This is a genomic window from Flavobacterium enshiense (assembly GCF_022836875.1).
GTDB lineage: Bacteria > Bacteroidota > Bacteroidia > Flavobacteriales > Flavobacteriaceae > Flavobacterium > Flavobacterium enshiense_A.
Map to the genome: position 1 here is coordinate 1,575,398 of NZ_CP090376.1, position 12,292 is coordinate 1,587,689.

At 39.8% G+C, this 12,292-nt stretch carries 10 protein-coding genes and 1 tRNA gene; 2 read left to right on the plus strand and 9 right to left on the minus strand.

What is annotated here, in order from left to right:
- Positions 1 to 16: 16 nt before the first annotated feature.
- The 5 genes from LZF87_RS07080 to udk all read right to left on the minus strand — a co-directional run bounded on the left by LZF87_RS07080 (position 17) and on the right by udk (position 5,146).
- Positions 17 to 427 (minus strand): GNAT family N-acetyltransferase, encoded by a 411-nt coding sequence (locus LZF87_RS07080; RefSeq protein ID WP_319800069.1) that lies wholly within the window; start codon positions 425 to 427, stop codon positions 17 to 19.
- Positions 428 to 655: 228 nt separating this feature from the next.
- A complete protein-coding gene (gene scpA, locus LZF87_RS07085; protein WP_244343617.1) occupies positions 656 to 2,779 on the minus strand; it encodes a methylmalonyl-CoA mutase in 2,124 nt (707 codons plus the stop codon).
- An 18-nt stretch (positions 2,780 to 2,797) separates the two neighbouring features.
- Complete coding sequence (locus tag LZF87_RS07090) at positions 2,798 to 4,162, minus strand: methylmalonyl-CoA mutase subunit beta (RefSeq protein ID WP_244343619.1); 1,365 nt, start codon at positions 4,160 to 4,162, stop codon at positions 2,798 to 2,800.
- Positions 4,163 to 4,177: 15 nt separating this feature from the next.
- Complete coding sequence (locus tag LZF87_RS07095; RefSeq protein WP_244343621.1) at positions 4,178 to 4,519, minus strand: FtsB family cell division protein; 342 nt, start codon at positions 4,517 to 4,519, stop codon at positions 4,178 to 4,180.
- Positions 4,520 to 4,537: 18 nt separating this feature from the next.
- Complete coding sequence (gene udk, locus LZF87_RS07100; protein WP_244343623.1) at positions 4,538 to 5,146, minus strand: uridine kinase; 609 nt, start codon at positions 5,144 to 5,146, stop codon at positions 4,538 to 4,540.
- A 412-nt stretch (positions 5,147 to 5,558) separates the two neighbouring features.
- Between udk and LZF87_RS07105 the strand changes: the two genes are divergently transcribed.
- Entirely contained in the window at positions 5,559 to 7,175 is a 1,617-nt protein-coding gene (locus tag LZF87_RS07105; RefSeq protein ID WP_244343625.1) for an NAD-dependent malic enzyme, read from the plus strand.
- A 73-nt stretch (positions 7,176 to 7,248) separates the two neighbouring features.
- Here the strand turns inward: LZF87_RS07105 and LZF87_RS07110 are convergent, their stop codons facing one another.
- The 4 genes from LZF87_RS07110 to LZF87_RS07125 form a co-directional block, all read right to left on the minus strand.
- Positions 7,249 to 7,608, minus strand: coding sequence for a heavy-metal-associated domain-containing protein (locus LZF87_RS07110; RefSeq protein ID WP_244343627.1), 360 nt, complete (start codon positions 7,606 to 7,608; stop codon positions 7,249 to 7,251).
- A gap of 201 nt (positions 7,609 to 7,809) precedes the next feature.
- Positions 7,810 to 10,152 (minus strand): arylsulfatase, encoded by a 2,343-nt coding sequence (locus LZF87_RS07115; protein ID WP_244343629.1) that lies wholly within the window; start codon positions 10,150 to 10,152, stop codon positions 7,810 to 7,812.
- Between the two features lie 557 nt (positions 10,153 to 10,709).
- Positions 10,710 to 10,955 (minus strand): GIY-YIG nuclease family protein, encoded by a 246-nt coding sequence (locus LZF87_RS07120; protein ID WP_244343630.1) that lies wholly within the window; start codon positions 10,953 to 10,955, stop codon positions 10,710 to 10,712.
- A 45-nt stretch (positions 10,956 to 11,000) separates the two neighbouring features.
- A tRNA-Pro gene (locus LZF87_RS07125) sits at positions 11,001 to 11,075 on the minus strand.
- Positions 11,076 to 11,239: 164 nt separating this feature from the next.
- Between LZF87_RS07125 and trxB the strand changes: the two genes are divergently transcribed.
- The gene (gene trxB, locus LZF87_RS07130; protein WP_244343631.1) at positions 11,240 to 12,214 is read left to right on the plus strand and encodes a thioredoxin-disulfide reductase; all 975 of its coding nucleotides are present in this window, start codon (positions 11,240 to 11,242) and stop codon (positions 12,212 to 12,214) included.
- The last annotated feature ends 78 nt before the right edge of the window (positions 12,215 to 12,292 follow it).

Here is a 12,292-nt window from a genome sequence, read left to right on the forward strand (position 1 = left end):
CTGCAGTTGTTTGATTTTATTCGAAAAACGCTGCAGGATATTTTACTTCTCTGCTGACGCCAAGAAGCCCGTTTTCTGTTAAAGAAACTGCCATGCAATTTTCTTCGGGAGCTTCAAAAGGCATTGTGATACCATATTTGCTGGTGGGTTCGTATCCAAATCTCGGGTAGTAGTTTTCGTGTCCCAAGAGAATGATGGATTTGTAGCCTAATTTTTTTGCGATAGCGTGACTTTCGGTAATTAATCTGGAGCCGATTCCCTGTCGGTGAAATTCCGGTTTTACTGAAACAGGTGCCAGAGCGAGTGATTCAAACGATTTGGTCTCGTTTATAATTAGCAGTTTGGTCAATAAAATATGTCCGATGATTTCGTTTTCAATTTCAGCTACAATTGACAGTTCCGGAATAAAAGCATCCGACTTTCGCAAGCGTTCCGCTAAAAAATGTTCCCTGTGATCACTTTATTCCAAATCCCGAAAAGCTGCCTCGATGAGTTCAGCGACTTTTGCATAATCATTTGGGTATTCCTGACGGATTCTGATTTCCATGTTTCTGTATTTAGAAATATTGCACCCTGTTTTTTGGTTTCGATACAAATTTAAAAAAGAAAGCCTGAATCCTTAGGAATCAGGCTTTTTTCTATAGCGAATGATAAATTAATCTTCCAATAAAACTTCCAAAATGGTAATTGCCGCTTCACTGATCTTAGTTCCCGGTCCAAAAACCGCAACTGCCCCGGCGTCAAATAAATATTGGTAATCCTGTGCCGGAATAACTCCGCCCACAATCACCATGATATCTTCACGACCGTACTTCTTTAATTCTTCAATAACCTGCGGAACTAAAGTTTTGTGTCCAGCTGCCAAAGAAGAAACACCTAAAATGTGAACGTCGTTTTCAACAGCCTGTTTGGCTGCTTCAGCCGGAGTTTGGAACAATGGACCAATGTCTACGTCGAAACCAACATCGGCATAACCGGTAGCTACTACTTTCGCGCCACGGTCGTGTCCGTCTTGACCCATTTTGGCAATCATAATACGTGGGCGACGGCCTTCTTTTTTCGCAAATTCGTCGGCCAGACCTTTTGCTTTTTCAAAGCTGTCGTCGTTTTTAATTTCTTTACTGTACACGCCGCTAAATGATCTGATTTGTGCTTTATATCTTCCGAAAACGGTTTCCAGTGCATCACTGATTTCCCCTAAAGTGGCTCTGTGACGTGCTGCATCTACCGCCAAATCCAATAAGTTTCCTTCACCACCTTGGGCGCAGGCTGTCAGTTTTGCTAAACATTCCTGTACTTTTTGGGTGTTTCGGGTCGCTTTTATGTTTTCCAGACGTTCAATCTGTTCTCTTCGAACGGTTTGATTGTCTACTTCCAATATGTGTAACGGGTCTTCTTTTTCCAGACGGAATTTATTCACCCCAACGATAATATCCTGTCCACTGTCGATACGCGCTTGTTTACGCGCTGCTGCTTCTTCGATACGCAATTTCGGAATTCCTTCTTCGATCGCTTTGGTCATACCACCCAAAGATTCTACTTCTTCGATTAACGCCCAGGCTTTATCCGCGATTTCTTTCGTTAAGCTTTCCACGTAATAACTTCCTGCCCAAGGATCTACCGTTTTACAGATTTTCGTTTCTTCCTGTAAAAAGATCTGTGTATTTCGAGCAATACGTGCAGAGAAATCGGTTGGTAAAGCAATCGCTTCGTCTAATGCATTCGTATGTAAGGATTGTGTTCCTCCGAAAGCCGCTGCTGCTGCTTCAATAGCTGTACGAGCTACGTTGTTGAAAGGATCCTGCTCGGTTAAACTCCAACCCGAAGTCTGGCAGTGTGTTCTCAATGCCAATGATTTTTCGTCCTGCGGATTGAATTGCTTCAATAGTTTAGCCCAAAGCATGCGTCCGGCTCTCATTTTGGCAATTTCCATAAAATGGTTCATACCTATCGCCCAAAAGAACGATAAACGCGGAGCAAATTCGTCAATTTTCATTCCTGCTGCCAATCCTGTGCGGATGTATTCCAAACCGTCTGCTAAAGTATAAGCTAACTCAATATCGGCAGTAGCTCCGGCTTCCTGCATGTGGTAACCAGAGATTGAAATCGAATTGAATTTCGGCATTTTTTTGCTAGTATAGTCGAAAATATCAGCAATGATTTTCATCGATGGTGTAGGAGGGTAGATGTAGGTGTTACGCACCATGAACTCCTTAAGGATGTCGTTCTGAATCGTACCCGAAAGTAATTTGGCATCAACGCCCTGTTCTTCGGCAGCTACGATATAAAAAGCCATAATTGGTAATACAGCTCCGTTCATAGTCATGGAAACCGACATTTCTCCCAATGGAATCTGGTCGAAAAGGATTTTCATGTCTTCCACAGAGTCGATGGCCACTCCGGCTTTTCCAACGTCACCCACAACGCGCTCGTGATCGGAATCATAGCCTCGGTGTGTAGCAAGGTCAAAAGCAACCGATAATCCTTTTTGTCCTGCCGCTAAGTTACGACGATAGAATGCGTTACTTTCCGTTGCGGTTGAGAATCCTGCGTATTGACGTACAGTCCAAGGTCGGCGTACATACATGGTAGCGTAAGGCCCACGCAAATTCGGTGCAAAACCGGCTCCGAAACCTAAATGTTCCAAACCTTCCAAATCCGATTCGGAATAGGTTTGTTTTACTTCGATACCTTCAGCGGTTACAAAGTTTTGGTCTTGCGACTGCGAACTTTTAACGTCTGAAGTTTCTAATTTAATATGTTGAATGTCTTTTCTCATTTTCTATGCAAATGCTTATTACTTTTCCGTTTCTAAACGGTCCTGTTCTATTTTCTCTGCCAATCGTTTTTCAATAATCGGGGTGATTAATGTTTTACGCGGATTGGTTTTTACGAACGGGAACAATTCCAACTCATGGTGCATACGGTCGTCTTTATTCGGGTATTTGTTGGTTCCTAATAAGATTTCCTTTCCATTGTCGAATAATTCCTGTTCTTTATCAGCACTTTCCTTGATTTTACGTTGAATAGTTCCTTCAATTAACTGCGTGATGAAACCGCCATTTGCCTCGATGTCTTTGAATAATTGTAACGCTTTTTCAGCTAACTGCTGTGTCAGGGTTTCAATGTAATAAGTACCGTCGGCCGGATTGTTCACTTTGTCAAAATAACTTTCGTGTTTTAAAACCAATAACTGGTTGCGCGAAATTCGGTCACCAAACTCATTGTCTTTATGATAGATGGCATCGTATGCTAAATTTGAAACAGCATCGGCTCCTCCTAAAATAGCGCTCATGCACTCGGTTGTGGTGCGAAGCATGTTTACGTTGTAATCGTATAAGGTTTTGTTGCGTTTTGTAGGTGTAGCTATGATGTGGCAACTGATTTCGTTATTGTATTCTTTGGCCAACGTGTTGAATAAAATGCGCAATGCTCTCAATTTGGCAATTTCAAAGAAATAATTTGTTCCGACAGCCACCTGAACGGTTACTTGCTGACTGAAATCTGTTACACGGTTGAAATATTCGTTAGCATGTGCCAAAGTGTAAGCCAATTGCTGCACCATATTCGCACCTGCATTTTGATACAATCCGGCGTTAATGCTTAAAAACGAAATGTTCTTGCAGCTTTTTACCAGATTGTTTAGGACAGCAAAATCACCTTCTACGTTAGAAAACAGATTGCCTTCTTTGGCGAATTGTCCGATTGGATCTACTAAAACGTGGATGGTAGCCGAATGTTTTGCAGCAATTTCATCAATCTTTTTAATGAAATCTTCCGATAAGAAACGCATCGAAATATAAACCGGCGTAGTTGCAAGCGGAAGTGCTGTCAATAATTTATTGATCTCAACAGAATCATTTTCCAAAGTAAAACGGATACTTTCGGCGCCTCGGTTCAAGGTCTCCAAAGCTCTTGCAATGGATTTGTCTAAATCGTGTACAAAAATATTCTGAACGATTTTAAAATTGGTCGCTTGCGTATTGGCGGAAAACGATTTTGTTTCTTCGTCAACGTGGTAAAATGGACGTACTTTTATGCCTTCCGGACTTTCCCAAACTAAAGTTTCATTGTAATCGGCACCTTTCAGTTCATATTGAATCTGATTTTTCCATTGTTTGGAAGAAACGCCTTCAAATTCAGTAAACAGCTTTTCGCTCATAGTGTGTGTTTTGAGTTATTCCGCACCCTCTTTAGGAGCTTCATCTTCAAATTCTATTATATAAATGTCTTCGTTCTCGCGTTTCATGTAGTATTTCTCACGAGCATATTTTTCTACCTGCGCTGGATTTCTCAGTTTTTTGATATTACTGTTGTCCTTTAGGATTTCGTCCTGGTAGTATTGTTTGTTGTCTTCGAGTTCTTCTATTTCCTTGTCTAAAACACGATGCTCCAGGTAGGAGTAGTTGTCCAGAAAAAGCATCCAGATCGTAAAAAAAAGCAACACCAATATGTATCGGTTTCCGAAAACTTTCAGAAACGGATGTTTGACGGCTAAATTTTGAAATGCTTTTTTCATTGTTTAAATATATGAAAGTTATCCGATTCGCTGATTGATAACCGCACGAACCACATCGATGGCTACCGTATTGTATTTGTCGTTCGGAATAATGATGTCGGCAAATGCTTTGGTAGGTTCGATAAATTGCTCATGCATTGGTTTCAAAGTGTTTTGGTAACGATTTAAAACCTCTTCCATGTCACGTCCGCGCTCGGCAATGTCACGTTTTAAACGACGTATTAGGCGTTCGTCGGAATCAGCGTGAACGAAGATTTTAATATCGAACATTTCGCGTAATTCTGGATTTGTAAGGATTAAAATACCTTCTACAATCATTACTTTTCTAGGATGTGTAACGATGGTGTCGTCTGTCCTGTTATGCGTTACAAAGGAATAAATTGGCTGTTCAATGGTTTTGCCTTCTTTTAAATCTTTCAGATGGCTGACCAATAATTCGAAATCGATAGCTCTTGGATGATCGAAATTGATAAGGGCGCGTTCGTCGAAACTCAGGCCTTGAGTGGCTTTGTAGTATGAGTCCTGAGAAATGATCCCCACTTCGGTTTCCGGAAGTTCATTCATGATCTGATGAACTACGGTTGTTTTTCCGCTTCCCGTACCACCGGCAATTCCAATAATCAGCATAAAATCGTTTGTTAATTTGTCTTGGCAAAAATAGGAATTTATCAATTGAAAAAAACGATTATCGGAACGGAATACAAACAAAAAATCCCTGCTGAATAAGGAAAGGATTTGAAGGCTTGGTTTTTAACGGTGTTCTTACTGTTTTTCATAATTCTCTTTGTTGATGAGGTCATTGCAGATAGAGCTGATAAAGGTTGTGTTTATTGAGCCTGTCTGAGGATAATATAAAAACGGATTTTCTTACGATTATGAAATATTATTGTTAAATTTACTGTATTAAACTAGTTTAAAATCAGCAGTTTAAGTCTTTTTATTGAAAGTCCCCATTTTCGTTTATTGAAAAAAGATTAATTTAAAAATTACTGTTGAGGATATTTTTTGGCGTATTGATAATCACTAAAATCATTCAAAAATGGAAAAAGGCAGAGGTTATTCATTGTTGCGCAACCCAGGAAAAAATAAGGGGGCCGCATTTTCAATGGAAGAAAGACGGGAATTCGGTTTGGAAGGGTTGCTGCCAGATAATGTAGAGACTATTGAAACCCAGATGATGCGGGTGCATAGGCAGCTAAATAATTTTGAAAAACCGATAAATAAGTACATTTATCTGATGAATTTGTACGACACGAATGAAACCCTGTTTTTTAGGACTGTTGCAAGCAAACCGTCAGTTTACCTGCCTTTGGTGTATACGCCGACTGTTGGGGAAGCCTGTCAGGCATTTGGACATATTGCAAGGCGTCCGAGAGGCCTTTATATTTCCATTAATCAAAAGGACCGTATTAAGGAAATACTCAGAAATTGGTATACCACTGATGTCAGATTTGCCGTGGTCACTGATGGTCAGCGTATCCTCGGGCTTGGTGATTTAGGAGTTTTCGGTATTGGCATTCCCATTGGCAAGCTGGTCCTCTATACCAGTTGTGCTGGAGTGCCTCCGAAACACACTTTGCCCATAGTTTTGGATGTGGGGACTAACAATGAAGATTTTTTAAAAGATCCGCTTTATCCGGGTATAAAACAAAAAAGGGTTACCGGTAAAGAGTATGATGATTTCATCGAGGCTTTTGTCGATGCAATAAATGAAGTTTTTCCTAAAATCTGTATTCAGTGGGAAGATTTTGCGGGGGTGAATGCTATTCGTATTTTGGATCAGTACCGTAATAAGATCAGTACGTTCAATGATGATATACAAGGTACCGCCGCTATTGCTACTGCCGGTTTTATTGCCATCAGCCGGCTTATGAAAAAAAAATTCCGTGAGCAGCGCTTCCTCTTTTTGGGTGCCGGTGCTGCGGCCTTTGGAATTGCTAATATGTTAGTACAAAAATTTAAAAAAGACGGCTTAAGTGAAGAGGAAGCGTTAAGTCAAATATGGATGTTTGATGTTAACGGATTGCTCGTGAAGTCGCGAACCGATCTGGCGGAACATCAGAAGGCTTTTGCGCATGAAAGTGAAGCTTGTAGTGATTTTGCTGAGGCTGTCCTCAGGATTAAACCAACAGCAATACTAGGAGTGAGTACCGTTGGAGGAGCTTTCAATCAGCAGGTTATTGAGAATATGAGTATGGTAAACGAACAACCGATAATTTTTCCGTATTCCAATCCTACTTCGCATTCGGAGTGTACAGCAGAAGATGCTTACAAATGGAGTAAAGGAAAAGCCATTTTTGCCAGCGGGAGTCCGTTTGCTCCTGTAACCTATGAAGGGAAGACATTTACACCGGGACAAGGCAATAATGTTTTTATTTTTCCGGCAATGGGATTGGCAATATTTGCAACACAGGCCAAAAGGATTACCGATGAAATGCTCATCGTTGCCGCCGAAGCCGTAGCGGAACAAATATCTGATGAAGATTTTCAAAAAGGTTTGATTTATCCGCATGTCGACAATATCGCGCAGGTTTCTTTAAATGTAGCCGAAAAAATAGCCGAAGAAATTTTCAATAGTGGATTGGCGGATGTTGACAAGCCCAAAGACATTCGGGCTTTTATCAAAAGTAAAATGTATGAACCGGATTATAAATAAAAAAGGTCTTATTTAATACAAACAAAAATCCCCTCTGAAAACAGAAGGGATTTTAAGTTTTTAATATTGTAGTTTAAACTTTACAGCATCCGTCTAGTTTTTCGTAACCTTCAGGATTGGCTTTAATGTCGTCTGCGTCGTATCCTAAGTTGCTGATAGCTTTTTTAATTGCGGCTAAGTCGGTTTTTTTGGAATTGAAAATTACTTCGATGGTCATTTCTTCGACATTAAGTGTGACCATTTGTATTCCTTTTTCTTTTACCAATGTTTTTTGAAATAATTGCCCACAGGTTTCACACTCTTTGCAGTGATCACAGGTAATGGTAGTTTTGATAACAGCTTTTTGCGTTTTTTTGGACTGTTGGGCCAAAACAGTGTTCGAAACCGATGACAATAAGAAGAATGTTATTACTAATTTGAAAATGGATTTCATATCAAGAGAGATTATTGTTTGTGTTTCTTTGTTTGATGTTGACTTTACTTTTAAAAGTGCTAAGATACTAAATCAGTCCTTTCGTTTTGTTTTGGAAAGTCAAAATGTAATCAAGCAAAAAACTATTTGCATTGCAAGATAACCAGATAACCAATATGAACTCAAATTGTTAAACATATTTTTGAAGTTACGTCAAACCCGTTATTTTAGTTTAAAAGTTACTTTATCTATTTTGCCTGTGAATGCATTATTCCATTCGTCATAGTCATCTGTAACTGGTGAATAAGCATCTTTGCCAATATCTGCAGTTTCTGCTGCCAGTGAATACAATTGTCCCATTGTTTTCTCTATTCTGCCCTGCGCAACCTGTTTTCCGTTGACTAATATTTTACCGGTTCCTCCCTTATTAATTCCTCCTCCATCATAATCGAAATCATACACTAGAGTCACCTTTCCTTTCGGAAGTTTCTCATTCGATTCAATAACATATTTTTCCCGTGCAAGCCAATTATAAACATATTTGGGTTTTCCATCTTTTACATATAAACTCCAGCCTCCAAATTTTCCGGCCTGTGAAAAAATAACGCCTTCAGCTCCAGTCTCAGGTATTTCAAGATATGCTGTAATCGTCATCGAAACGGACTTGGTATTTATAAAGCTATTTTCTGTTAAACCGGGCATACCGGGATAGATTGTGAGTGTCTTTCTTCCAAACATAATGTCTGGCCTGCCTGCAACCACTGGATTTAACCTTTCAGCTCTTCGATCGTCAATTGGAAACACATTATTCTTCAGTGCCTCCTTGGTGAAGAGTGCTTTCATTTCTTCCAGTTTTTCAGGATATTTGGCAGCAAGATCATTGGCCAATCCAAAATCTTCCTTCATATTATACAACTCCCATTTGTCTTTATTAAAATCATTGGTACGAAGCTGGGGCTCCCATAAAGCACTGTGTATGGTAGCTGCTATCCAACCGTCGTGGTAAATACTTCTATTGCCTGCAGTTTCATTATATTGGATGGTATGTTTTTCTTTAGCATTGGCATTTTCAAATGAATAAGCCATACTTACACCTGCAATCGGAGTTTGCTCAATTCCGTTGACAATCTTAGGTTCCGGTATACCTACAGCCTCCAGTATAGTCGGGACAATGTCTATTAAGTGCGTGTATTGTCTGCGTTTTTCTCCCTTTACCTTTATTCCTTTGGGCCATTGAAGTGCCATTCCTGCTATGTTGCCTCCTCCGTGAGCAAAAGTAATTCCTAAAGTACATGGTGTGCCACCTGCCATTGCCCATCCAACAGCGTAATTCGGATAAGAGTTTGGCCCGCCGTATTCCGGAAGACGGGTTAATAAATAAGGAATTTCTTCTGGAGCTCCATTCAATCCAGACCATTCCACAAATGTCCCGTTTAAATCCCCAACTACAGAAGAACCATTATCGCCAAAGATGTAAATGAATAAGGTGTTATCAAGTACGCCAATATCCTGTAATCCGTCCATCAATCGGCCTACTTCGTAATCGGCATGTTCGGTAAGAGTCGCATAAACTTCCATTTGGCGGGTCAGAACTTTCTTTGCATCGGCTGAAAGCTCATTCCATTTTTGAACAGTTTCAGGATTCTTGGCTAATTTGGTACCGGGAGGAACTATGCCCATTTTTATCTGACGAGCCAATACTTCTTCTCTGTATTTATCCCAACCCACATCAAATTTTCCTTTATATTTTTCTTTTTTCATCCAATCAGCTGGAGGGGTATGAGGCGGATGACTCGCACTTTGCGCATAGTAAACAATGAAAGGGCGATCAGGAGTCAGAGAGCGTGTAGCTCTAACCCATTCCAAAGTTTTAGTAGTAAGGTCTGAGTTAAAATGGTAATTCTTCTCTTTGGGTGTACCAATCCAGGTAGTTCCGTCAATAAGGCTTGGGAAAAATGATGATTGCTCACCTGCGAGATAACCATAAAACTTGTCCCATCCTCTTCTGGCGGGCCAAAGATTATATGGTCCACTGATATTAACCTGATTATCGGGAACCTCATTACACTTGCCAAAATAACCGGTACAGTAGCCCCAGGCCTGTAAAATTTGCCCAATTGTAGAAATTGAGGGTGGACAAATTCCATCATCTCCCGGATATGACGTGTTGGTGCCGGTAACTCCCGCCATATGATTCTGATGACTATTTCTGCCAGTCAATAAAGCTACACGACTTGGAGAGCATAAAGCATTTACGTGAAAATTAGTGTAGAGTAAACCATTTTTCGCTATCCTATCCATCGTTGGTGTGTTAATGCTGCCTCCCATTGTTGATGGATCTGAGTAGCCCGTCTGATCCATTAGCACAATAACAATATTGGGTGCGCCCGCAGGAGGCTTTACTTCAAAAGGCTTTGGAGGAGGGACTTTCCGCCAATCTTGTTCGGTTATCTGAGGTTGTTTGGGAGGAAGAATTGGAAGAACTTCCCCTTTTTTATCCTGTCCCAGTAATGATATGGGTTGAAACAAAATGTATATTAAATACAAAAAGAATAACTTTTTCATGCTAAATGGGATTTAGTTGTTGAAAAACAAAAAAAAACGGTGTATAAATTTACAAAAAATAAAATATATTTTAAGCTATGTTGTTGATTATGTTTTGGTTGCATAATTGTTCGATTCATTGGTATATTGAATGCCAATGACAGAATGAAAATTAACTTTTGTCTTGTTTTTAGGTGTCTACTAGCCATTTTCTAGGTTAGGAGGGTGGGTAGAGTCTAACAAGGTCTAAATTCCAGCGAATTGCTTTCTGGTTAAATAAATTAAGGATTGTAGTTAAATACGGGAAGTACTCGTTGGGGTATTTGAGATGTTGAGAAAAAGCGTGTTTGCTTGTCAAGTTGGGTGGCAGGATTATTCCATGATCCTGATTTGGGTTTGTTACTAAACAAATCCTTTAAAGTTTCTGTGAAACTTTTGGTCTTTTTTGTTTTTAATAAAATTTCAAGCTGACTTGAATTTTACCAAAAACAAAAAATCCCTTCAGCAAAGCTGAAGGGATTTGTTTGTCGGGGTGGCAGGATTCGAACCTGCGACCTTCACGCCAAAGCGTGACGCGATTATCGTTCGTTTTTTAAATCTTCAAGAAAACGTTTGGCTCCTCTTTTTTTAATTCTTTTTTCCAGTAACATTGCTTCGGAGCGTGTTTGGACTTCAAAATGATAAATTAATTCCCAGGGAGTTCCTGATTTTGTTGAAATTTCGTGTCCTGAGTTATGTCTGTGGAGTCGATCTTCAATATTATTGGATTGGCCAACATAATGTTTGTTCTTGGAGTCGCTAAAAAGTATGTAAACAAAAAACATATGAGTAAATAAAAAAAAGGCTATCTAATTAAAGATAACCTTTTGTCGGGGTGGCAGGATTCGAACCTGCGACCTCCTGGTCCCAAACCAGGCGCGATGACCGGGCTACGCTACACCCCGTGTAATTGTGGTGCAAATATAGAGCTAAAATTTTATTCCCAAAATATTTTTACAAATAAATTGAAATTATTTTTGAATAGTTAAAACTGATATATTTTTTGAAAATCTTTTTTAATTAAAACTTACATTTGTGGCCTACTAAAGAATAAAAACACAATACAATTATGTCTGATACTATAGAAAAAGTAAAATGTCTTATTATAGGTTCTGGTCCAGCAGGTTATACTGCTGCAATTTATGCGGCCAGAGCAAACATGCATCCGGTTTTGTACCAAGGAACGCAACCGGGTGGTCAATTAACAACAACGAATGAAGTGGAAAACTTTCCGGGTTATCAGGACGGGATTTCAGGTCCGGAAATGATGATCGAGTTGCAAAAACAGGCAGAACGCTTCGGAACAGACGTTCGTGACGGTTGGGCAACCAAAGTTGATTTTTCAGGAGATATCCATAAAGTATGGATCAACGATACTAAAGAAATTCACTGCGATACGGTTATTATTTCAACAGGAGCTTCTGCAAAATATTTAGGATTGCCTTCGGAGCAGCATTATCTTCAATTGGGTGGAGGTGTTTCTGCTTGTGCAGTTTGCGATGGTTTCTTTTACAGAAATCAGGAAGTAGTGATTGTTGGAGCAGGGGACAGTGCTTGTGAAGAGGCGCATTATTTATCCAAATTGTGTAAAAAAGTAACGATGTTGGTGCGTAGCGAAAATTTCCGTGCTTCTAAAATCATGGAAGAGCGTGTGAAAAAAACAGAAAACATCGAAATCTTACTTCACACCGAAACCGAAGAAGTATTGGGCGACGGAAACGTGGTAACAGGTATTCTTGCGAAAAACAAAACGACCGGAGAGATTTTTGAAATACCGGCGACCGGATTTTTCGTGGCAATCGGACACAAACCAAACACGGATATCTTTAAGGATTATCTGAATTTGGATGAAACAGGTTACATCATTAATGAGCCAGGTACTGCCAAAACAAATGTTCCGGGAGTATTCGTAGGAGGAGACGCTGCTGATCATGTTTACCGTCAGGCAGTAACGGCTGCTGGTACAGGATGTATGGCTGCTTTGGATGCCGAGCGTTATTTAGCTGCTAAAGAACATTCTAATTTAAACGTGGCAACTGCCTAAGTGAAAGGAAAATTTTAAAAAAATGCATAAAAAAAGCTTCAACATTGTTGAAGCTTTTTTTATTTGTATCAATCCGGT

What these genes read in the sequence shown, in the direction of transcription:
- LZF87_RS07120 (WP_244343630.1), bottom strand. Translation starts at nt 10,955, where the DNA reads ATGTTTTTTGTTTACATACTTTTTAGCGACTCCAAGAACAAACATTAT.
- LZF87_RS07115 (WP_244343629.1), bottom strand. Translation starts at nt 10,152, where the DNA reads ATGAAAAAGTTATTCTTTTTGTATTTAATATACATTTTGTTTCAACCC.
- scpA (WP_244343617.1), bottom strand. Translation starts at nt 2,779, where the DNA reads ATGAGAAAAGACATTCAACATATTAAATTAGAAACTTCAGACGTTAAA.
- trxB (WP_244343631.1), top strand. Translation starts at nt 11,240, where the DNA reads ATGTCTGATACTATAGAAAAAGTAAAATGTCTTATTATAGGTTCTGGT.
- LZF87_RS07105 (WP_244343625.1), top strand. Translation starts at nt 5,559, where the DNA reads ATGGAAAAAGGCAGAGGTTATTCATTGTTGCGCAACCCAGGAAAAAAT.
- udk (WP_244343623.1), bottom strand. Translation starts at nt 5,146, where the DNA reads ATGCTGATTATTGGAATTGCCGGTGGTACGGGAAGCGGAAAAACAACC.
- LZF87_RS07110 (WP_244343627.1), bottom strand. Translation starts at nt 7,608, where the DNA reads ATGAAATCCATTTTCAAATTAGTAATAACATTCTTCTTATTGTCATCG.
- LZF87_RS07095 (WP_244343621.1), bottom strand. Translation starts at nt 4,519, where the DNA reads ATGAAAAAAGCATTTCAAAATTTAGCCGTCAAACATCCGTTTCTGAAA.
- LZF87_RS07090 (WP_244343619.1), bottom strand. Translation starts at nt 4,162, where the DNA reads ATGAGCGAAAAGCTGTTTACTGAATTTGAAGGCGTTTCTTCCAAACAA.